This is a genomic window from Deltaproteobacteria bacterium (assembly GCA_005879795.1).
Classification (GTDB): Bacteria; Desulfobacterota; Binatia; order DP-6; family DP-6; genus DP-6.
The window spans coordinates 1-21,402 of sequence record VBKJ01000010.1 but is presented as its reverse complement, the minus strand read 5'-3'; the positions used below and the strand labels follow the sequence as shown (position 1 = coordinate 21,402).

The window sequence follows — 21,402 nt, the reverse complement described above, 5'->3', positions numbered from 1 at the left end:
CGGCAGCCAGAACTGGGCCACGCCGGCGCAGGGCGTGCCGCCCTCCTACCTGTCGGTGCGCGAGTGGCCCCTCAGCGCGGGGCGGTTCTTCGACCACCGGGACGACGCGGGCGCCAACCCGGTGGCGGTCCTCGGGCAGACAGTCGTCGATCAGCTCTTCACCCCGGGCGAGGATCCGCTCGGCGCGACCATCCGCGTGAAGAACGTGCCCTTCGAGGTTATCGGCGTGCTCGCCCGCAAGGGGCAGACGGCGTGGGGCCAGGATCAGGACGACGTGGTCCTGATACCGTTCCTGACCGCCGAGCGGCGCGTCCTCGGCACGCAGATCCTGGGCACGGTCGACATGATCGTCGCCGCGGCGGCGACCGCCGACGTGCTGCCCGAGGTCGAGCCGCAGATCCGCGCGCTCCTCCACGAGCGCCATCGCATCCCGCAGGGCCAGGACGACGACTTCACCGTCCGCGATCTCAACGAGATCGCCGAGGCCTCGAAGAACGCGAGCGCCGTGATGATGAACCTGCTCCTCAGCGTCGCCTCCGTATCGCTCCTCGTGGGTGGCATCGGCATCATGAACATCATGCTGGTGTCGGTGACCGAGCGCACGCGCGAGATCGGCGTCCGGCTCGCGGTGGGGGCGCGGACCGGGCACATCCTGCTCCAGTTCCTGGTCGAGGCGACGGCGCTCAGCCTGGTGGGTGGCGCGGTCGGCATCGTCCTCGGCTTCGCCGCGACGCGGCTGATCGCGTACCTCGCGCAGTGGCCGACACTCCTCTCCGCGCCGGCGGCCGCGGGCGCCTTCCTGGTCGCGGGTGCCATCGGCATCTTCTTCGGCTTCTACCCGGCGCGTCGGGCGGCCCGCCTGGATCCGATCGCCGCGCTCCGCTACGAGTAGAGGGGGCGTCAGTCGCGGTAGAGCTCGACGGCCCGCGGTTTGACAGCCGGGCCCCGGGCCGCCTATCCGCTGCGCATGAGCCACCAGCGCATCCGTCCGGCCTCCACTCTGCTCGCCGCCGCCTTCGTCACGATGGCGGCCGCCGGCGCCTCCGCCGCCGTGCTCCGCGTCGGCACGTGGAAGGGGCGGGCGGGCGACTTCACGTCGATCCAGGACGCGGTCGACGCCGCGAGCCCCGGCGACTGGATCCTGATCGCCCCCGGCGACTACCACGAGCGCGGCGACTACACGCACGCGCTCCCCGGCGGCGACGCCGCCGGCGCCGTGCTGATCACGAAGCCGAACCTCCACCTGCGCGGCCTCGACCGCAACCAGGTGATCGTCGACGGCACGAAGCCCGGCTCGGCGCCCTGCGATTCGAGCCCGGACGCCCAGGACCTGGGGCCGCTCGACGGGGACGGTCACCCGTCGGGCCGCAACGGCGTCGAGGTGTTCGAGGTGGACGGCGTCTCGGTCGAGAACCTCACCGCCTGCAACTTCCTGACCGGGGCCCACGGCGGCGGCAACCAGATCTGGTGGAACGGCGGCGACGGCACCGGCACCGTGAACCTGAACGGCTACCGCGGCGCCTATCTCTCCGCCACGTCGACCGTGTTCCTCGGCGAGGACGCGCCCGGCGCCGAGTACGGCATCTTCGCGAGCAACGTGAACGGGCCGGGCCTGATCGAGCACACCTATGCGAGCAACATGCGCGACGCGGCCTACTACGTGGGCGCGTGCCCGGACTGCAACACGAGGCTCACCGACGCGCACGCCGAGAACTCGGCGCTCGGCTACTCGGGCACCAACTCCGGCGGGCACCTGATCGTCGAGAAGTCGGAGTGGGACGAGAACACCTGCGGCATCGTGACCAACAGCCAGAACAACGACGACGCCCCGTCGCCGCAGGACGGCGCCTGCCCCGGCGGCGGCAGAGGTCCGACCGGCAGCCACTCCTGCACGCTCTTCCGGAAGAACCACGTCCACGACAACAACAATCCGAACGTGCCCCGCTCCGGCACGGCCGCGCTGGGACCGGTCGGCGCCGGTATCGTGCTCGCCGGCGGCCGCCACGACACGGTGATCGGCAATCGGATCGAGAACCAGGGGTCGTGGGGTGTGCTGGTCGTCCCCTACCTCGACACGGACACGCCGCCGCCCGTCGCCCACTGCGACGGCGGCCGCATGGACTTCATCGCGCCCGGCTGGTGCTTCTACGACACCTTCGGCCAGGAGGTGACGCGTAACCGCTTCAAGAACGTCGGCTTCTTCGGCAACGCCACCAACGGCGACCTCGCCGATCTGAGCTACCCGCACGATCCCGGCAACTGCTGGCACGGGAACCGCGACGCGAGCCACGAGGTGTCGAGTGCGCCGGACGGTCTCGAGACGACGCACCGGCGGTGCGGCGTCCCGAACGCTGGCGATGATCCGTTGATGAGCCGCCTCTCGAACCAGGTGCTGTGCGCGACGGAGTTGCTCGGGCCCTGCCCGGAGGACCCGGACCACCACTACCCGCGCGCGACCGGGGTCCAGCTGAAGGCGCTCCGGCCGCAGCGGGCGATGCGCAACCCGTGCAAGGGGGTGCCGTCGAACCCGTGGTGCGGGAAGAAGTAGCCGCTACGGCGTGCTGCTGCGCGCCGTGACGATCCACGCGGCCGAGCCCATCCGCACGCCCTGCGGCGTGTGGAAGGGCGCGATGGCGGCGCGCACCGCGGCGGCGACCGTCGGCCGTACCGCGGGATCGGCCTCGCGCAGGACGCCGCTCACGGGCCCGACGCCTTCGGTCAGGAAGCGGACAGCCTGGTCGACGGTGCCACCGCCGCCCAGTGTGAGCGTTGTGTGCAGCTCCTCGAGGACGATGTCGCCAAAGCCCGCGCGCGCGAGGATACCCCGGACACGCTCGGGGTCGGCGAACGCGAAAGGCCCGGGCGCGTCCGGCGCGGGCGGCGGCGGGAGCGTGAGGTGCTGCGCTGCGGCCCGCAGGGGCACGAAGAGCCACGGGTTCTCGGGCAGCGCCTGCCAGCAGACGAAAGCCAGCCGTCCGCCGGGGCGCAGCGCCGCGCGCAGGTTCGTGAACGCCGCCACCGGGTCGGTGAAGAACATGACGCCGAAGCGCGAGTAGACGACGTCGAAGGCGCTCGGGGAAAGCCGATGGGTCTGGGCGTCGGCATTCTCGAGGCGGACGTTCGCCACCCCCGCCGCGCGCGCCGTCTCGGCGGCCCGCTCGAGCATCGGGGCGGAGACGTCGATACCGAGGACCCGCCCCGCGGGTCCGACGCGCCGGCCGAGGGCGATCGTCGTGTCGCCGCACCCACAGCCAACGTCGATGACGCGCTCGCCGGGAGCGATGCCCGCCCGATCCATGACCTGCTCGCCGAGTGGACTGATCTGCGCGTCGATGACCTTCTGGAACGCGACCCACTTCGGGCCGGCGGCCTCGTTCCAGTAGCGGATCTGCTCGGCGTTGGAGTCCGGCGCGGGCATGCGCTGCGGATCAGAGTCGACTCGTCACCCCAAAGCAAGTGTCCCGGGCCGTTGACGACGGCGCGCGCGCCGGCGCATGCTCCGGGCCGTGCATGAGGCCGGAGCCCACGCGGTGAAGGCGCTGGTCACGGGAGCGGCACGCGGACTCGGCGCCGCGATCGCCGAGCGCCTCCGCCGCGACGGCATGCAGGTCGTGACGGCCGACGTGGCCGCAGGCTGCGACGTGCGCCTCGACGTCGCGCGCGACCCCTTCCCCCCGCTCGGCGACGTCGACGTGTGCGTCGCCAACGCGGCCATCACCACGACCATCGCGCCGGCGCACCGCATGACGGCCGAGCAGTGGCAGCGCGACGTCGACGTCAACCTGACCGGGGCGTTCCGGACCGTGCAGGCGTGTCTGTCCGGGATGCGCGAGCGGCGCTTCGGGCGGATCATCGTGATCTCCAGCGCCGCGGCGCGCTCCGGCCTGCGGGGGCAGGTCGCCTACACGGCGACGAAGGCGGGTGTGGTGGGGATGGTCCTCACGGTCGCGGCCGAGAACGTCCGCCACGGCATCACCGCCAACGCCGTCCTCCCGGGCCTGGTGGCGACCGAGCAGGTGCGGGCGATGCCGCCCGACGTGATGGCGCGCTGGCTCGCGGTGCTGCCCGCGGGCCGCCTGGTCGAGCCGGAGGAGGTCGCGGCGCTGATCGCGTTCCTCGCCTCGCCGGCGGCGGGCTCGATCACTGGCGAGGCGGTGGGCGTCGACGGCGGCATGCATCTCAGCACCGTCGACTTCGGAAGCCAGCGCCGCGACTGACTACAGCTTCCCCCCGAGGAGCCGCTCCACCAGGTCGATGTACGGCGGCAGCGCCACCAGCGACTGCCCGCCGTCCACGTAGAAGCACTGGCCCGTCACCCACTCGGCCGCCTCGGAGGAGAGGAAGAGGATCGCCTGCGCGATGTCCTCCGCGCGCCCCATCCGCCCGAGCGGGACGTGGCGCAGGAACTCCTCGCGCGCGCCGGGCATGGCGAAGAGCGGGGCGGTCAGGTTCGTGTCCACCGGGCCGGGCGCGATCGCGTTCACCGTCACCCGGTGCGGCGCGAGCTCGAGCGCCGCCACCTGGGTGAGCGCGACCACACCCGCCTTGGACGCGCAGTAGGGCGAGTGCCCGGCGGTCGGCACGGTCGCGTTCGTGGAGGCGATGTTGACGATGCGCCCCGGGCGCTTCTGCTCCACCATCCACCGGCTCGCCGCGCGCGTCAGGAGGAACGTGCCACGGAGGTTCACGGCGAGGACGCGGTCCCACACCAGGGGCTCGAGGTCCCACACGCGCCCCATCGCGCCCGTCCCCGCCGAGTTGAGGAGGATGTCCAGGCGCCCGAAGCGCGCGAGCGTCTCCGCCACCGCCCGCTCGCAGTCGTCGGGGTCGCTCACGTCGCCCGCGACCGTGGCGAGCGCCCCGCGGCCGAGCGCGCCCGCCGTCTCCTCGAGCCGCTCCGCGCTCTGGTCGAAGACGGCGACGCGCGCCCCGGCCGCGATCCAGCCGGCCGCCGCCGCGCGCCCGATCCCCGACGCGCCGCCGCTCACCAGCGCGACCCTGCCCGCGAAGCTCCAGGTGATGTCCGCCATGGTGCCCCGTCTACTCCAGTCCCGCTCGCGCTTGCCACCCGGGGGCGCCGCCCCTACAGTGCCTCGCCATGGTGATCCGCCCCGGCGTGTCGGCGATCATCCTGACGGCCGAGGGCCTGCTCCTCCAGCGCCGCGCCGACAACGGCCTCTGGGGCCTCCCCGGCGGCGGCGTCGAGCCCGGCGAGTCGGTCACCGAGGCGCTGGTGCGTGAGGTGCGCGAGGAGACGGGCCTCGAGGTGACGCCGCTCAGACTCATCGGCGTCTACTCCGCCCCCGCGCACGGCCAGGTCGTCACCTACCCCGACGGCAACGTCATCCACTACGTCAGCTCGAGCTTCGAGTGCCGCGTCGTCGGCGGCGTGCTCACGTGCAGCCACGAGTCGCTCGAGCTGGGCTGGTTCGACCCGGAGCGGCTCCCGGCGGAGATGGTGCCGATGCACCGGGTGCGGATCGCGGACGCGCTCATGCGGCGGGTGGAGGCGTTCGTGCGGTGAGGTTTTTCGCGGCGGCGGTGGTGGTGGCGCTGGTCGCGTCGGGCGCATGGGCGGCGCCTTTGCAGCGGTTCTTCATCATGGGGGACGGGACGCTGGCGATCGTGAACGCGCATACGAAGGAGCGGGCGGAGGTACGGTATCGGCGCGCGGACGGAACGTATGATCAAGCGGCGCTTGCGCGCATCCGGCGGGCGTTCCGGTCTTCCGGTGACGAGGGGGAGGGGAGGGCGTCGCTCCGGCTGATCGAGGTGCTGAGCTGGGCGCAGAAGACCGCTCGGGCGCGGCCGTTGACGCTGATGTCGGGGTATCGGCGCCCGGAGTACAACGAGGGGCTGCGGGCGCAGGGCGTGCGCGCGGCGGGCGGGTCGCTCCACACCGAGGGGCTCGCGGCGGACGTGGCCTTCCCGCGGGCGATGCTGCGTCCGTTGTGGATGAAGGTGCGGGCGCTGGATTGCTGCGGGGCGGGGTACTACGCGAAGGACGGGTTCCTGCACATCGACGTCGGGCGGCCGCGGTTCTGGGAGCCGAGCACGTCGAGGGTGGAGGAGAATCTGTCGGCGGGGAATGCGAGGTTGTTTGGGCGGACGGAGTTCGATCGGTATGCGAGGGGGGAGGAGATCGTCGTGGCGCTGCATGCGATGACGGTGGGGCCGGTGCGGGTGGCGCGGGAGGGGAGGTTGGTGCCCGAACGAGGCGAGGCGGTCGCGGTCGTGGTCGACGGAGAATTGCCGGAGCGAGACGGTTGTCTGGAAGTTCCGGGGTCGGGCGCTAACATGCGGCTTCGTGGGGTGTCGAAGGCAGACCGAGGAAAGATCGTACTGACGACCTGTGGCCCGGTGCCCGAGCGGACGCCGGGTACAGTTGAGACGAATGTCGTCGAGATTCGGTAGGTCGGAGATTTCACACGCTGAACGTGGAGCGGCATTTGACCTCGGTGCCCGTCACGCACAGCGCCTTTGCAGCGAGCTATGGTCACCGCACGGTCGAACTGCGTGACGGGAGTACGCGAGGTCCCGAGCGGAACATCCTGGCCGCGCCGAACGAGCCGTTTCCGAGAGCCACTGCCTACTGGCGGGCCTTCCGCTGGATCGTGCTCCCTACACCTCGCACCTCGGCCACGGTGAAGACCGTGAAGGGCTCCGTGCGGCGCACGAAGGCGGCGAGGAGACTCGACAGCACCTCCTGCTGGGTGACGTAGCACTCGAGAGCGGCCGCCTTCCCGTCGATCTCGGTGCGCGAGAGCGGAAGGGCCACGCGGGCGAGGCCACGGTCGGGGAGGTCCGGGGGGAGCTCCAGGGGTTGCCCCCTCGCCTCCAGCGCCGGCTGGGGATCGTCCCATCCCGGCGGTCAACCGGGCCAGTGCACGAGGTACGCGAGGAGACGCGGGAGACGTCCGTCTCGGGCGAGCCGGTCCCCCAGCGCGAGCAGCACGAAGACGCCCGTGGCGCTGTGATCGGGATGGCGGTCGAGCGGATCGGGAAACGCGACGGTGGTCGGCCGGGTCTCGCGCAGCACCCGCACGAGCTCCCGGCGGAGATCGTCACCATCGTACGCAACGCTGCGGTCGAGCGCCTCGGGATAGGGCGGGCGCACGGCTCCGGTGGTCGGCGAGCGCTCGGGCACGTCGCGCCACCAGTGAGCCTGAAGGAGCTGCTCGAGGCCGCCATCGGGGAAGCCGAGGAGGCCCAGGCGCATCCGGTCGCCCCCGAGCTTCCGCATGGCTGCCCGCGCCTCGCGCAGCCGCCGCTCGCCGTAGGCGACGTACACGGGCGCGCGAGGTCTGAGCTCCCCGGTCTCGTACCGCACCGCCTCCACGTAGCCATCTCCCGCGGTGACCAGCACGACGCGCACGGTGCCGTGCGCCGACACCACCCGCTGGATCAGACCACCCGCGCCGAGCGTCTGTCGTCCGGGTGGGGCGGATCACGAGCAGCCGCTCCCCGCGCTCCACGGAAACGGACGGCGCCTGCGCGCGCTGGCAGCCGACGGGCAGGGCCGCGACGAGGATCACTGCCAACCGCAGCGCCGCGCCTAACCGTCGGGCCCGAACCAGAGGAGATGCGCAGTGCGAATCCACCTGGGTTCAGGTGCGGTGGCTACGACGCCGTGCGGAACTCACGCACAACTTCGCTCGGCCCCCGGTGCCCCCCATCCACCTCATAATTCATCCGCCTCATCCCCTGCACCGAGATCCTCCCTCCCAACCCCTCCAGCGCCGCTGCGAGCTTTGGGTACCTCTCCAGCACCACCCGCCTCACCACCGGCGCCGCCTCGTATGGCGGAAAGTACCCTCGATCATCCACCAGCACCTTCAGCTTCAGGCTCTCGATCTGCCCGTCCGTCGCGTTCCCCGCCACGACGTCCACTTTCTGGTCGACGAGCGCCCGGTACAGGAGCCCGAGGTCCATGATCCGGATCTCCGCGAGCTCGAGTCCGTACGCCTGCGCCAGGCCGGGGTAGCCGTCCGCCCGCTCCTTGAACTCGTAGCCGAACCCGGCGCGCCAGTCGCCGGGGTGCGCCGCCAGGTCGGAGATCGTCCGCACCTCCTCCGCGTCCCTCCGCACCACCAGCGCGAACGTGTTGTCGAACCCGAACGGCGCCGTCCACACGAGGCCGTCCTTCGCGTACGCCTCGCGCACGCGCGCGAGCACCTGGGCGCGGTCCATCCCCTCCGGCTTCTCCTTCAGGATCGCCGCCAGCGCTGTCCCCGTGTACTCGACGTACATGTCGATCTGCCCGGCGCGGATGGCCGCATCGCAGACGAACGTGCCGCCCAGGTCGAGCTTCCGCTCCGCGCGCAGCCCCACCGACTCGACCGTCTGCGCGAGCAGCTCGCCCAGGATGCGCTGCTCGGTGAAGTTCTTCGAGCCGACGACGATGACGTCCGCGCCGCGGCCGCAGGCCGCGAGCGCCGCCAACACCAGCAGGGCCCACCTCACCGCGGCGGCCTCACCCGGCGCTCCACCGCGCCCAGCGCCAGCTCCGCCCCCACCGCCAGCGCGGCCGCGGGCAGCGCGCCGGCCAGGATCGTGCGGTTGTCCACCATCGCGACACCGCGGAAGATGAAGACGCCGAGCCCGCCCTTCAGGATCGCCGCCAGCGCTGTCCCCGTGTACTCGACGTACATGTCGATCTGCCCGGCGCGGATGGCCGCATCGCAGACGAACGTGCCGCCCAGGTCGAGCTTCCGCTCCGCGCGCAGCCCCACCGACTCGACCGTCTGCGCGAGCAGCTCGCCCAGGATGCGCTGCTCGGTGAAGTTCTTCGAGCCGACGACGATGACGTCCGCGCCGCGGCCGCAGGCCGCGAGCGCCGCCAACACCAGCAGGGCCCACCTCACCGCGGCGGCCTCACCCGGCGCTCCACCGCGCCCAGCGCCAGCTCCGCCCCCACCGCCAGCGCGGCCGCGGGCAGCGCGCCGGCCAGGATCGTGCGGTTGTCCACCATCGCGACACCGCGGAAGATGAAGACGCCGAGCCCGCCCGCGCCGATCGCCGCCGCGATGGTCGCGACGCCGATCCCGATCACGGTGGCTACACGAACGCCGGCAATGATGACGCTCGCCGCGAGCGGCAGCTCCACGCGCCAGAGGAGCTGCGCGTCCGTCATCCCCATGCCGCGCCCGGCCTCGCGGGTCGCCGGGTCGACGCCTGCGATCCCCGTCACGGTGTTCCTGAGCACCGGCAGCAGCGAGTAGAGCGTCAGGGCGACCAGCGCCGTGCGCACCCCGATGCCGCCGATCCACGGCACGGGGATCAGGAACCCGAAGAGCGCGAGGCTCGGGATCGTCTGGAGCACGCTCGCGAGGCCGAGGACGATGCGGCTCCACCCCGGCCGGCGCGTGAGCCAGACGCCAAGCGGCACCCCGACGGCGGACGCCACCCCGACCGACACGCCGACCAGCATCACGTGCCGGCCGGTCTCCACGAGCACCTCGCGCAGCATCACGCGTCCATGAGCGCGCGCACCTCGGGATCGCCGCTCGCACGCAGCCCGTCCCCCGTCGCGACGGCGCGCAGCCGCCCGCCCGCTACCACCGCGATCCGGTCGCCCACCAGCGCCGCCTCGCGCATGTCGTGGGTGACGAAGATCGCCGTCTTCCTGAGCCGCGCCTGCAGGGCCCGGAACTCGCGCTGCAGCTCGGCGCGCGTGATCGGATCGAGCGCTCCGAACGGCTCGTCCAACAACAGTAGGGGCGGGTCCGCGGCCAGCGCGCGCGCCACGCCGACCCGCTGTCGCTGCCCGCCGGAGAGCTCGTGCGGGTAGCGCGGCGCGAACTCCGCCGCCGGGAGGCCCACCAGCGCGAGCAGCTCCTCGACGCGCGCCGCGATGCGCTCCGCTGGCCAGCCCTCCAGCTCGGGCACGAGCCCTACGTTCCGCGCCACCGTGAGATGCGGGAAGAGCCCGACCTCCTGGATCACGTACCCCGTCCGGCGCCGGAGGCGGATCGCGTCCCACGCCGTCGTCGCCCGCCCCGCGACGCGCACCTCGCCCGTGCTCGGCATGAGGAGCGCGTTGACGAGCTTGAGCGCCGTCGTCTTCCCCGACCCGCTCCGCCCGATCACGGCCAGCGTCTCGCCTTCCTCCACCGCGAGCGAGAGCCCGTCGAGCAGCGCGCGCCCGTCCGGCAGCCGGAAGCCCGCGGCGGCGAACTCGACGAACGGCACGCGAGCCTGCTAGCACGCGGGCCCGCGCGGTTCCACGTTGCGCGCCGACCTGTGTTACGAGGGGCGCGTGGACCGGCGGCGCCGCCTCTTCTGGCACGGCATCTTCCTCTTCTTGCTCGGCCTCGTCGTGGGCGCCTTCGTCCAGCGGATGACGAACCCGCGCATGGGCCTCTCGGCCCATCTGGGCGGGGTCATGACGGGCACCTTCCTCGCCGTGCTGGGCGCGCTCTGGGCCGAGCTCCGGCTCCCGCCGTGCGCCGAGTCCGCGGCCTACCGGCTCGCGCTCTTCGGCACGTACGGCAGCTCGGCGTCGCTCCTCCTGGCGGCGATCCTCGGCACGAGCAGCATGACGCCGATCGCCGGCGCCGGGCACACCGCGGCCGGGTGGCAGGAGGCGATCGTCAACCTGGGCCTCCAGTCGACCGCGGCCGGCATCCTCCTCTGCTGCCTGCTCCTGCTCTGGGGCCTCCGCGGGCGTCGCTAGCGGCGGATGCATGCGGCCGATGCGTTCCCGAGCGGCGTTGACGCAGGGGTCGATCTTCGCCTAATCTTCGCTCGCATCATATATGGACGTCGTCCCGGCAGAGGTCCTCGCCGACACGGGCGACCGGCGCACCGTCGACCGCGACCTCCGCGCGCGCCAGCTCGACGGCTACCTCCGCCGCCTCGCGCGCCAGGAGGCGGTCTGCCGCCGCGTCCTCGGCCGGCTCGCGCGGACCTTCCTCGCGGGCCGCTACCACAACCGGCTCGGCTTCGCGCGCCTCGGCGACTGGACGCGCGAGCGGCTCGGTCTCTCCGCACGCCAGGTGCAGGACCTCGCGCGCGTTGCCGAGCGGCTCGAGAGCCTCCCGGCCATTGCCGCCGCCTTCGCTGCGGGCGACGTGTCGTGGACGCAGACGCGTCTCCTCGCCACGGCGGCCACGCCCGACAGCGAGGGCGAGTGGCTGGCGCTCGCGCGCGACCGGACGGTTCGCGCGCTCGAGGCGCTCGTCGCGCGCCCGCCCGCCGACCCCGACGAGCGCCACCGCCTCCGCTTCTCGCTCCGCTGCCCGCGACGGCTGCGCGCCCGCTGGCGTCAGGCGGTCGAGCTCGCCCGCCGTATGGCGGGGAGCGAGCTCCCGCTCGCTGCCGCCGCCGAGGTCATCGCCGCCGAGGGACTCTCCGCCGCGCCCGCTCCCGTCGACGACTGCCCTTTCCGCGAACCCCCACCGGAGCCCGTCGACACGCCGGCCGACCCCGGCTGGTCCGCCGTCGAAGTGCCGATCGCGGAGGACGTGGAGAAGCTCCTCCAGCTCGGCCCTGCGGGTGACCCCTTCATGATCGACGAGCGCCTGCGGGTCGCCCGCCGCGCCATGCAGCGCATCGACTGGCAGATGGGTGTCCTCCTCCGCACCTTCTTCGACCTTCGCCTGCACCGCGCCTTCGGCTTCCCGTCGGCGTCCCGCTATGTCGCAGAGCGCCTTGGCCTCTCGGGGCGCAAGGCGCGCGCCCTGGTCGCGCTCGAGCGCGGGCTGCGCCGGACGCCGGCGCTCGCCGCCGCCTACCGCGAGGGCAACGTCTCGTGGCTGCGCGCGCTGACCCTCCTCCCCGTGGCCTCCCGCGACGACGCCTGGGTCGCGCGCGCGGGCGAGGTGACGCTCCGGCGCCTCGTCGCCGAGGTGGAATGGGCGCTCGACCGGCGCGACGCGGGGCTCCCGACGGCGCCTCCTCCGCCCGGCGCCACGCTCGCTCCGGTCGAGCGGCAAATGTGTGCGCGCAGTGACGACATGCTCGATGCCGACATCACGTTCGCCGCGGCCCCGTCGGTCGTCGCGCTCTTCCGCGCCGCGCTCGACGCTTTCCGTCCGGCCGGCGAGCCGCGCTGGAAGGCCTGCGAGAAGCTCCTCGAGCACGTCTGCCACGAGTGGGAGGCCCAGCCGCAGCACCGCGACCCGGTCTTCGCGCGCGACGGCTGGCGCTGCGCGGTCCCGGCCTGCACCTCGCGCGCCAACCTCCACGACCACCACATCCGGTATCGCTCGGCCGGTGGCGACAACTCGCGCGCCAACCGCGTGGCCATCTGCGCCTGGCACCACCTGCGCGGCATCCACCTGGGCCGCATTCGGGCGCACGGCACGGCGCCCCACGCCATCACCTGGGAGATCGGCGTCCGTCGCGGCCGCCCGCCGCTCCTCCGCACCCTCGGCGACCGGTACCTGCCGTGACGGCGCTCAGGCGAACCCGGACGCCGAGCCGTCGACCGGAAGGCGCGGTGGCCGCTCGGGCGGCACCAGCGGCGCGACGTCGTTCGGCGCGTCGGGACAGAGGAGCGCCGCGAGCGCGCGCAGCTGCCGGCGCCCGACACCCACCTCGAACATCCCGCCAACGTAGACGTCGATCCCCAGCCGAGCGCAGCGCTCGGCGCACGCGAGCGCCTCCAGCACGCCGCCCATGCGCGCGGGCTTGAGGTTCACGGCGGCCGGCCGGACCGGGAGCGCGTCGAGCGCGCCCGCCGACGTGACGGGCGCGTCGAAGCCGAGCCGGGTGCGCAGCGACGCCGACCACGGCCCGGCGAGGGCATCCTCGATCAGCGCCTCGGGCAGGGCGCGGTGGGCGCGCTCGTGGTCCGCCGGGCTCCCCGTGCCCTTGAAGTCGAGCACCGCGACGCGGCGGAGCGCGGCGTAGGTCGGGCCGTCCCACGCCGGGTCCACGTCGAGCTTCAGCTCGACGCCCGGCTCGGCCTCGGCCATCGGGTCCCGCAGCCGCCCGTACGACACGACGTAGCGCACCGCGCGCGACGTGACGCCCGCGAGCTCGAAGAGGTTCGTCCCGGCCTGGCGGAGCGCCAGGTCGATCGCCGCCGCCTCGAGCGCCGCGCGCTCGTACGGGTCGGAGAACCGCGCCCGCATCGCCTCCGACCAGTCGCCGAGGCGCGCCCACCGGCCGCGCGGCGCGGCCCCCGTCCGCGCCCGGAATTCCTCGTGCGCCTCGGCCGTCCACGCCACGCACTCCCCACGCCCCTCGCCCAGCCGGACCTCCGACGTCGGCCGCCCGCCGCCCGGATAGGACGCGAGCCGCACCGCCCCCACGCGGCACTCCACCTCCTCCACCACCACCGGCAGCGCCGCGAGCGCCGCCTCAGCCGTCGGCGGCACAGCGGAAGCCGGCGAAGATCTGCCGTCGCTGGGGCAGGTCCCAGTTGCGGAACGTGTTCCGGACCGCGACCGGGCGCGTCGCCCACGAGCCGCCGCGCAGCGCCTTGTGGCCCTTGCCGAAGTGCACCTCGGAATACTCGCGGTACGGGAAGGCGACGAAGCCGGGGTAGGGCGCGAAGTCCGACGCCGTCCACTCCCACACGTCGCCGATCATCTGGTGGCAGCCGAAGTAGCTCCGCCCGCGCGGGTAGGCGCCCACCGCGGCCGGCGCGAACGTCCGCTGGTCCAGGTTCGCGTGATCCTCGCTGGGAGGCGCGTCGCCCCACGGGTAGCGGCGCGCGACGCGCGTCTCCAGGTCCCACGCCGCGGCCTTCTCCCACTCGGCCTCGGTGGGGAGCCGCTTCCCGGCCCAGCGCGCGTACGCGGCGGCCTCGTACCACGACACGTGGACGACCGGCCGGTCGAAGACGAGCGGCGCCAGCCGCCCGAAGGAGCGTTCGAGCCAGCGCTCGTCGGGGCCGAGCACCCACTGCGCGGGGTGCCCCACGCCGGTCTCCTTGAGCCAGAGCCAGCCCGCCTCGGTCCAGAGATCGCGCCTCCGGTAGCCGCCGTCCAGCATGAAGGCCAGGTACTGGCCGTTCGTCACCGGCGCCAGGTCGATCCGGTAGCGCCCGAGCTCGACCACGTGCGCCGGCCGCTCGTTGTCGTAGGCGAAGCTGCGGTCGTCGGTCCCGATGACGAACGGCCCGGCCGGGATGACGGCGTACTCCACGTCCATCGACACGGCGGCGCGGCGGGGCTCCACGCGCCGCCCGGGCTCGTAGGTCAGATCCTCGATCAGCTGGATCGTCTGCAGGATGGTCTCCGAGTGCTGCGCCTCGTGCTGCGCGATCATCTTGTAGACGTACCCGTGGGCGAGGAGCGGGTCCGAGGGGTCGAAGTTCACCTGGGCCAGCTGCCGGCGCACGCGCGTGCGCACCTGGTGCATGTAGGCGAGGGTGCCGTCGCGGTCGGGGAGGGGAAGATGCTTGCGGCTCGGGCGCGGGTTGGCGACCGGGTCGTAGATCCAGTCGACGTCCTCGGTGACGGGCGCGGCGGGATCGAGCGCCCGGATCGACCAGATCTCCTCGTAGTTCGCGATGTGCCCGAGGTCCCACACGATCGGGCTCATGATCGGGCGGTGCTGCCGCGTGACCTGCTCGTCCGTGAGCGGCTCGACCAGCTCGAGCGTGCGGGTGCGCGCGGCGGCCAGGTGCGCGTCCGCCGAGCTCTCGCGCCCCGCGGTGGCGGGACGGCGGTCGCGCAGCCGCGTCAGCAGCACGGCGAACGCCCTGGTCGGGTCGCTGAACACGCCGACCGTCTCGAAGCCGAAGCGGGCCGCGTTGGCGGCCACCTCGTCGACCTGGAACTTGCGGCTGATCTCGGTCAGGATCATCTCGCCGCGCGCGATGCGGAAGCGCCGGCCGATATCCGGCAGCTCGATCACCTCCTCGCGCCGGAAGCGCGCGAAGATCTCGATCCGGTCGAGCTGGCCGTCGTAGTAGGCGACGTGCTCGATCGCGTCGAGGTCGAGGCGCGTGCCGAGCTCCCGGTTCATGCGCGCGAACAGGTTCTTCGTGAAGGCCGCGCTCCAGCCGGCGCGGTCGTTGTAGGCCGCCTCGAGCGTGCGCACGTCCTTCACCAGGTCGATGCCGATCAGGAAGTGGTCGCCCGGGCCGAGCGCCGCCGAGACGCGGTCGAGGAAGTCGGCCGTCTCCTGCGGGTTCAGGTTGCCGATCGTGCTGCCCAGGAAGACGAGCACGAGCGGCGAGAGCTCGCGCAGGAGCGGGAAGGCGCGCTCGTAGGAGGCCGCGATGCCGCGCACCTCGAGCCGCGGGAGCTCCGCGGCGAGCGCCGCGCACGACTGCCGGAGCATGCCGAGGCTGATGTCGACCGGCACGTAGCGCCCGCCCGGCCACGCGCGCAGCAGGTGGCGCGTCTTGACCGAGCTGCCCGAGCCCAGCTCGACGACCGTCGGCGCGGCGGCCGCGCGGCGGATCTGGGCCGCGTGCTCGGCGAGCAACGCCGCCTCGGTGCGCGTCTGGTAGTACTCGGGCTGCTCGCAGATGCGCTCGAAGATCTCGCTGCCGCGATCGTCGTAGAGCCAGCGGCAGTGGAGCCAGCGCGGATGGTCGGAGAGGCCCCGCACGACCGACTGCGCGAAGCCGTCGGCCGGCTCCTCGAGGGCGTCGACGTCGAGCGCGAAGCCGCGGTGCCGCTCGCGGCGGAAACCGTCCGTGGGGTCCGGCCGCGTCACTTCGCTCCGAGCTAGTCGGGTCGGCGAGCTGGGTCAATCCCGTCGCCGGTGGAGGATCGGCCGCGGTCGCGAGGGCGGCCGGACCGGGGGCCTAGCCGATCGCCTTCCGGATCGCCGCACCCACGTCGGCGAGCTTCCGCTTCACGTTGCGCGGGAAGATCGTGTGCACGCTCCCGGCGCCGTCGTTCGGCCAGCGCGGCACGATGTGGACGTGGACGTGGGGGATCGTCTGCCCCGTCGCCTCGCCGTTGTTGACGCCGATGGTCGTGCCCGCGGCGCCGAGGGCCTCGCGCACCGGTCCGGCCAGGCGCACCACGGCGCGGAAGAGCGCGTCCGCCTCCGCCGGCCCGAGGTCCTCGACGCGCTCGACGTGCGCGCGTGGCACGACCAGCACGTGGCCGTCGGCGAGCGGCTGCACGTCGAGGAACGCGACCACCTGGGGCTCGCGCGTGACGACCTCGGCGGGGATCTCCCCGGCGACGATGCGGCAGAAGATGCACTCCATGGTCTCCTCCTCCTACGGCGCCGGCCCGGGGTGGCGCCGGAGCAGACCCGGCGTCACGCCGTGGTGCCGCGCGATCGTCCGATACGCGCCGACCGCGGGCGTCGGCCGGAGGGCGAGGGCGGCGCGCACGGCTCCAGCTACCCCGCCCGCGCGCCGCTCGGCAAGCGGCTTCAGGCGAGCGCGGCGAGGAGATCACGAGTCGCGGCGGCGGGGTCGGCCGCAGCGAGGATGGCGCGGATCACGGCGGCGCCGGCCGCGCCCGCCGCGCGCACCGCCGGCGCGCGCGCGGCGGTCACGCCGCCGATCGCGAGCACGGGCAGCGCCGCGGCCCGGACCGCTTCTGCGAGCCGCGCCTCGCCCTGCGCGCCGCCCTTGGACGGGGTCTCGTAGACCGGGCCGAAGAACGCGAAGTCGGCGCCCGCGGGCGCCTCCCCGGGGGCATGCGTCGAGACGCCGATGAGGGCGGCGCGACCCACGAGCCGGCGCGCCGCCTCTGCCGGCAGCGAGCCGCCGCCCAGGTGAACGCCGTCGGCCCCGACCGCGAGCGCCACGTCGATGCGGTCGTTGACGAGGAGGAGCGCCCCCCTGCGCGACGTCGCCTCGCGCAGCCGCTCCGCGAGCGCGAGGAGCGGCCGTCCGGGGAGGTCCTTATCGCGGAGCTGCACGGCGGGCAGGCCCGCGTCGAGGGCCGCGGCCACGACGGCGACGAGGTCGCGGCCCGCCGTCCCGCCCCGGTCGGTCACCAGGACGAGGCTCGGGACCCGGGGTGGCACGGGGGTTGGCGCCGCGCGATGCGGCTCAGCCCGCCCAGGCCTCCCGCGCGAGCGCGCGGCGCACCGAGGCCGCGAGCTGCTCGGGCGCGACCGGCTTCTCGAGGCACTCGACCACCCCCTCCTGCCGGGCCCCGAGCATCTCCGCCACCAGCGGGTAGCCGGACACGATGATGATGGGCACGTCGGCCTGCTCCGCGCGCAGCGTGCGGTACACGTCCACTCCGCTCGAGCGCGGCATCATCAGGTCCGTCACGATGAGATCGATCTCCCCGCGGTGCTTCGCCCACACCCGCAACGCCTCCTCCCCGCTCTGCGCCGTGAGCACGCGGTAGCCGCAGTCCCTCAGCACCGCGCAGCTGTACTCGCACGTGCCCGGGTCGTCCTCCACCAGCATGATGAGGCCTCCGGGCCGCGGCGCGGCGGCTCGCCGGCGGGTGGCGCGGCGGGTGCGCGCCAGCCGGGCGATCGCCATCACGAGCGAAGGAGGCTCGAACGGCTTGGGGATGTAGTCGTGGAAGCCGGCCGACAGCGCGCGCTCCCGATCCTCCGGGTGGGCGTAGGCCGTGAGGGCCAGGGCGGGGGTCTCTCCCCCCTGCCTCGGCGCGAGGTCCCGTACCCGGGAGAGCAGCTCGTAGCCGTCCTCGCCCGGCATCGCGATGTCCGCGACCAGGACGTCGGGCTGCCAGCGCTTGAGGACGTCGAGCGCCTCGGCGGCCGAGGCGCTCGTCCGCACCTCCGCGCCCGCACCCGTGAGCAGCACGCTCAGGACCTCGCGCGCGTCCGCCTCGTCGTCCACGACCAGCACGCGCGCGCCGTCGAGCGCCGAGGAGGGCGCGATGGCCAGCTCCGGCCTCGCGGGCTCGGCCGGCGCGCCGGCCTCGGCGGCCGCCGCGCGCTCGGGCTCGTGCAGCGGCACCGTGACCGTGAAGGTCGCGCCACCCATCTCTCCCGGGCTGTCCACCTTCACGGTGCCGCCGTGCAGCTCGATCAGGTGGCGCACGATGTCGAGCCCGAGCCCGAGGCCGCCCTGCGCGCGCGTCGAGCCCGCGTCGGCCTGGCGAAAGCGCTCGAACACGTGCGGGAGGAACTCCCGCGGGACGCCGGGGCCGCTGTCGCTCACGGTGACGATCGCGCTCGAATCGTCGCGCTCCAGGCGAACGTGAACGCGGCCGCCGACGGGCGTGAACTTGATCGCGTTGATCAGCAGGTTCCAGATCACCTGCTGCAGCCGGCTCGCATCGCCCTGGATCGGCCCGGCGTCGGCGTCGATGGTCGTCCGCAGCCGGATGTCCCTGGCGCTGGCGGCGGGGCGCACGGCGTCGACGGCGGCCTGGATGACCGGGACGAGGCCGATCGGCCGCACGTCCAGACGCAGCTGGCCCCTGATCGCGCGCGATACGTCGAGCAGGTCGTCGATGATGTGCAGGAGCGAGCGGATGCTCTTCTCCATAGTCTCCCGCGCGCGCTCGGCGGCGGGTTGGTCGAGCCGCCCGCGCCGCAGCATCCACATCCACGCGAGCACGCTGGTGAGCGGCGTGCGCAGCTCGTGCGAGAGGGTGGCGAGGAACTCGTCCTTGAGCCGGCTGGTCTCCTGGGCCTCGCGGTAGAGGCGCGCGTTGTCCACCGCGAGCGCGGCGCGGGCCGCGACCTCCTCCATGAAGATGAGATCCTCCTGGGTGTAGCGGCGTCCCGACGCCGAGATCGCGACGCTCAGCGTGCCGAGGGTCCGGCCGCGCGCGACCAGCGGGACGGTGATCGCCGATGCCAGCCCGAGCTGGTGGAGCAGGTCGAGGTGGGTCACGTCGCGCGCCGCCTCGGCCAGGATGGCCTCGGTGACCTCCGCGACGAGCTGCGGCCGCCCCGTGCGGGCGACCCGCGCCGGGCTGTAGGCGTCGTCCGGGCGCATCGGGTAGCGGCGCTCGAGCTCCCACCCGAGCGATTCCTTCGTCGGGTCCACGTGCGCGACCGCGACCCGGCGCATCAGGCCCTGCTCGCCGAGCATGTCGATCACGCACCAATCGCCCAGCTCCGGCACCGCCAGCCGGGCCAGGTTGCGCAGCGTCGGCTCGTAGTCCGGCGTCGTGGCGAGCAGCGCGCTCACGTTGGCGAGGAAGCGGCTGCGCCGCTGCTCGACCTCGGAACGGGCGCGAGCGTTGCGCTCCTGCTCGTAGAGGCGGGAGTATTCGATCCCGAGCCCGATCCGGTCGGCCACCACCTGGAGGAGCTGCGCGTCGGCGCGGCGGAACTGGCGCGGCTGGAGGGTGCCCACGTGGAGCACGCCGACCACCCGCCCCTCGAAGAGAATGGGGACGCCCAGGAGCGAACGGATGCCGCTCTCGCGGAGCACGGGGTGCGCCAGCTGGGCGCGGTCGACGTTCTCGATGGCGACGGGGTGTCGGTCCGCCGCCACCCGCCCGACGAAGCCCGCGCCGACGGGGATGCGCACCTCGCGCGTGTCCTCCTCCTCGAGCCCCGTGGCCGCGCGTTCGACGAGCACGTCGCCGTCGAGGAGGAAGATGGCGGCGGTGTCGGCGGCGAGGATGCGCTTCACGCGGGCGAGCAGCTCGTGCAGCAGGTCGTCGAGCGAGAGCAGCGCCAGCGCCGTGTCGCTGACGGCTTCCAGCCGGTCGACCGCATCATTCGGCTCGGCCGCGGGCGCGTTCGTCTCCAACGACATCTCCTCCACCCACGATCAGGAGGCGGCCTCTCGAGCCAGTCCCCACCGGGCGATCATCACATCCACACGTGCTGGCGAGGGCATGCCGCGCCCGGCTTGTCGCTGGCTACCTCCATGCGAAGGGGCGGCGCGGACACCCCGTGCAGTGCGCGTGACCCTAGCCCCGCGGCGGCGGGCCGTCAAGGTCCGGTCCCGCGCCCCGCTGCCGACCGTGACATCGCGTTGACACCGCGTTCGTCGTTCCGGCCCGTGGCTTGCGTATGCGCCCCGTGGTCACGACGGACACCACACTAGTCGCGGTCGTTCGGCTCCCGGTCCGCCATCGCCTCGGCGTAGGTTTCGAGGAGCGGCTCGCCGAGCCGTTGCACGAGCCAGCGATGCACCAGCGAGACCGCCGGCTGCCAGCGCGCGCCCCCGAGCGGCCAGTGATTCGCACCCTCGAGCATCTGCAGCTCCGCGCCGACGGCCCGCGCCAGCGCGTCGGCGGCCGGTGGCGGCAGGAGGGGATCGCACGCGCCCGCGACGACGAGCGCCGGCATCCCCCGCGCCGGCGTGGGGCGCACTCGGCCCCACAAGATCTCGCGCACGGCGGCCGCGCCCTCGGGCCCCAGGCTCGCTCGCAGCCCGGGCGGCATGTCCGCCCACGCCGCCGCGGCCCGCCCGGCCGGCGGCGGCACCGGGCTCCCGACCAGGAGCGCGAGCAGGGTCCGTGGGGCCAGGACGAGCCGGCGGGCCGCACGGCTGCCGGGTGCGAGCGGCGTGAGCAGCACGACGGCCGCCGTCGCCCCATGGGCCGCGGCGGCGAGCGCGACGAGTCCCCCGGCGTCGTGCCCGACCAGGATGGCCGGCGCCGGCAGGGCGGTCGCGTACGCGCGCACCGCCGCGGCCCGCGCGCCGAGACCGCCCGGCACGCCGCGCACGTCGAGCAGGTGGCACTCCCAGCCGCGGTGGCCGAGAAAGCTCGCAAACCCGCGCCAGATGCCGCTTCCCGCCCACAGCCCGGGGATGCACACGAGCGCGGCTGCATAGCGCCCGCCCTCCGCTGGCAGCGTCTCTGCGGTCAGCATTCCCGCGGCGCCACGAAAAAGGCCCTTCGGAATTGCCGAAGGGCCTTTCTCCGGGCCCGAGGGCGGCCCGTTCTCGCCTGAGAAGAAATCCTTTGTTCTCTACTTGTCTTCTATGTGCCTAGCAGGTCAGAAGCAGTGAAACAGTCACTTGATCTTCGCCGCCTACTTCCGGCCTTTTCTCTTTGCCTTGCTCTTCTTCTTTGCCTTCTTTGCCTTCTTCTTGGCCATGCTTACCTCCTGTTGGAAGTGAGAAACCTCCGTCCCATCTCCCAGGCGAGAATCCCCACCACCCCGCCTCCCAACAGCGCGGAGTATAGAAGCGGCCGGGGGAGCGAGTCAAGAGAAGATCGGCGTTTTGGAAAATATTTTTGAAACCGGTTCGGCAGGCGCTACCGAGGCTCGCGCTCGCCTAGAATGTCGTTCCCGAGGATGCGTGTGGCGGAGTAGCAGAGCGTTTTACACCAGCTCCCCGCCGGCGCAGGTTTGCCTCGCCGCCCTCTTTCGGTTACCAGTCGCCCGGTGCGCATGGGGGGCGGGCAGGTGCTGAGCGCGGCGCTCGTGCTCGCGATCACGGGCGTCGCCGCCTCGGTCCTGCTCGGCGAGCACGGCATCGCGCACCTCTTGCGCCTGCGCGCCGAGCGACGGGCGCTCGGGCAGGCGACCTTCGCGCTCATGGAGCACAACGTGCGTCTGCGGGACGAGATCCACCGCCTGCGCACCGACGACCTCTACCTGGAGGGCCTCGCCCGCCGCCAGCTC

22 protein-coding genes are annotated in these 21,402 nt (G+C 73.4%); 8 read left to right on the top strand and 14 right to left on the bottom strand.

Annotated elements, in window-relative coordinates; genetic code table 11:
* Together E6J59_00420 and E6J59_00415 are read left to right on the top strand one after the other, a co-directional pair.
* Positions 1-892: FtsX-like permease family protein (locus E6J59_00420; protein ID TMB24342.1), on the top strand; the 892-nt coding region annotated here is incomplete at its 5' end.
* Between the two features lie 75 nt (positions 893-967).
* Positions 968-2,548, top strand: a complete 1,581-nt coding sequence (locus E6J59_00415) for a hypothetical protein (GenBank protein TMB24341.1) — start codon at positions 968-970, stop codon at positions 2,546-2,548.
* A gap of 3 nt (positions 2,549-2,551) precedes the next feature.
* Here the strand turns inward: E6J59_00415 and E6J59_00410 are convergent, their stop codons facing one another.
* Positions 2,552-3,418 carry a class I SAM-dependent methyltransferase gene (locus tag E6J59_00410; GenBank protein TMB24340.1) on the bottom strand — a complete coding sequence of 289 codons (867 nt, stop codon included), beginning with the start codon at positions 3,416-3,418 and terminating at the stop codon, positions 2,552-2,554.
* A gap of 76 nt (positions 3,419-3,494) precedes the next feature.
* Here E6J59_00410 and E6J59_00405 point away from each other — a divergent pair, with 76 nt between their 5' ends.
* The gene (locus E6J59_00405; protein TMB24339.1) at positions 3,495-4,217 is read left to right on the top strand and encodes an SDR family oxidoreductase; all 723 of its coding nucleotides are present in this window, start codon (positions 3,495-3,497) and stop codon (positions 4,215-4,217) included.
* On the opposite strand, the gene E6J59_00400 is transcribed toward E6J59_00405, so the two are convergent.
* Positions 4,218-5,030, bottom strand: coding sequence for an SDR family oxidoreductase (locus E6J59_00400; GenBank protein TMB24338.1), 813 nt, complete (start codon positions 5,028-5,030; stop codon positions 4,218-4,220).
* Positions 5,031-5,098: 68 nt separating this feature from the next.
* On the opposite strand from E6J59_00400, the gene E6J59_00395 reads away from it, so the two are divergent.
* A complete protein-coding gene (locus tag E6J59_00395) occupies positions 5,099-5,524 on the top strand; it encodes an NUDIX domain-containing protein (GenBank protein ID TMB24337.1) in 426 nt (141 codons plus the stop codon).
* Complete coding sequence (locus E6J59_00390; GenBank protein TMB24336.1) at positions 5,521-6,414, top strand: DUF882 domain-containing protein; 894 nt, start codon at positions 5,521-5,523, stop codon at positions 6,412-6,414. Before E6J59_00395 ends, E6J59_00390 begins: the two co-directional genes overlap by 4 nt.
* A 175-nt stretch (positions 6,415-6,589) precedes the next feature.
* Here the strand turns inward: E6J59_00390 and E6J59_00385 are convergent, their stop codons facing one another.
* The 6 genes from E6J59_00385 to E6J59_00360 form a co-directional block, all read right to left on the bottom strand.
* Complete coding sequence (locus tag E6J59_00385) at positions 6,590-6,778, bottom strand: hypothetical protein (GenBank protein TMB24335.1); 189 nt, start codon at positions 6,776-6,778, stop codon at positions 6,590-6,592.
* A gap of 93 nt (positions 6,779-6,871) precedes the next feature.
* Positions 6,872-7,408 (bottom strand): PIG-L family deacetylase, encoded by a 537-nt coding sequence (locus E6J59_00380; GenBank protein ID TMB24334.1) that lies wholly within the window; start codon positions 7,406-7,408, stop codon positions 6,872-6,874.
* Positions 7,409-7,620: 212 nt separating this feature from the next.
* Positions 7,621-8,463 carry an ABC transporter substrate-binding protein gene (locus E6J59_00375; protein TMB24333.1) on the bottom strand — a complete coding sequence of 281 codons (843 nt, stop codon included), beginning with the start codon at positions 8,461-8,463 and terminating at the stop codon, positions 7,621-7,623.
* Positions 8,460-8,864, bottom strand: coding sequence for a hypothetical protein (locus E6J59_00370; protein TMB24332.1), 405 nt, complete (start codon positions 8,862-8,864; stop codon positions 8,460-8,462). The genes E6J59_00375 and E6J59_00370 overlap by 4 nt, the downstream gene beginning before the upstream one ends.
* On the bottom strand, positions 8,861-9,469 hold the full coding sequence (locus tag E6J59_00365) for an ABC transporter permease (protein TMB24331.1): 609 nt from the start codon (positions 9,467-9,469) through the stop codon (positions 8,861-8,863). The genes E6J59_00370 and E6J59_00365 overlap by 4 nt, the downstream gene beginning before the upstream one ends.
* A complete protein-coding gene (locus E6J59_00360) occupies positions 9,469-10,191 on the bottom strand; it encodes an ATP-binding cassette domain-containing protein (GenBank protein TMB24330.1) in 723 nt (240 codons plus the stop codon). The genes E6J59_00365 and E6J59_00360 overlap by 1 nt, the downstream gene beginning before the upstream one ends.
* 67 nt (positions 10,192-10,258) lie before the next feature.
* On the opposite strand from E6J59_00360, the gene E6J59_00355 reads away from it, so the two are divergent.
* Both E6J59_00355 and E6J59_00350 read left to right on the top strand, forming a co-directional pair.
* Complete coding sequence (locus E6J59_00355) at positions 10,259-10,675, top strand: hydrogenase (GenBank protein ID TMB24329.1); 417 nt, start codon at positions 10,259-10,261, stop codon at positions 10,673-10,675.
* Positions 10,676-10,757: 82 nt separating this feature from the next.
* The gene (locus tag E6J59_00350; protein ID TMB24328.1) at positions 10,758-12,395 is read left to right on the top strand and encodes an HNH endonuclease; all 1,638 of its coding nucleotides are present in this window, start codon (positions 10,758-10,760) and stop codon (positions 12,393-12,395) included.
* Positions 12,396-12,401: 6 nt separating this feature from the next.
* Here E6J59_00350 and E6J59_00345 read toward each other — a convergent pair whose 3' ends face one another.
* The 6 genes from E6J59_00345 to E6J59_00320 form a co-directional block, all read right to left on the bottom strand.
* Entirely contained in the window at positions 12,402-13,325 is a 924-nt protein-coding gene (locus tag E6J59_00345; GenBank protein ID TMB24327.1) for a hypothetical protein, read from the bottom strand.
* Entirely contained in the window at positions 13,309-15,621 is a 2,313-nt protein-coding gene (gene egtD / locus E6J59_00340; GenBank protein TMB24326.1) for an L-histidine N(alpha)-methyltransferase, read from the bottom strand. Before egtD ends, E6J59_00345 begins: the two co-directional genes overlap by 17 nt.
* A gap of 91 nt (positions 15,622-15,712) precedes the next feature.
* Complete coding sequence (locus tag E6J59_00335) at positions 15,713-16,126, bottom strand: HIT family protein (protein TMB24325.1); 414 nt, start codon at positions 16,124-16,126, stop codon at positions 15,713-15,715.
* A gap of 170 nt (positions 16,127-16,296) precedes the next feature.
* Positions 16,297-16,899 carry a thiamine phosphate synthase gene (gene thiE, locus E6J59_00330; protein TMB24324.1) on the bottom strand — a complete coding sequence of 201 codons (603 nt, stop codon included), beginning with the start codon at positions 16,897-16,899 and terminating at the stop codon, positions 16,297-16,299.
* 25 nt (positions 16,900-16,924) lie between these two features.
* Positions 16,925-19,576, bottom strand: coding sequence for a response regulator (locus tag E6J59_00325; protein TMB24323.1), 2,652 nt, complete (start codon positions 19,574-19,576; stop codon positions 16,925-16,927).
* A gap of 290 nt (positions 19,577-19,866) precedes the next feature.
* Positions 19,867-20,643: an alpha/beta fold hydrolase gene (locus E6J59_00320; GenBank protein ID TMB24322.1), complete on the bottom strand. Its 777-nt coding sequence runs from the start codon at positions 20,641-20,643 to the stop codon at positions 19,867-19,869.
* Positions 20,644-21,162: 519 nt separating this feature from the next.
* Between E6J59_00320 and E6J59_00315 the strand changes: the two genes are divergently transcribed.
* On the top strand, positions 21,163-21,402 hold a 240-nt coding region (locus E6J59_00315), incomplete at its 3' end, for a hypothetical protein (protein ID TMB24321.1).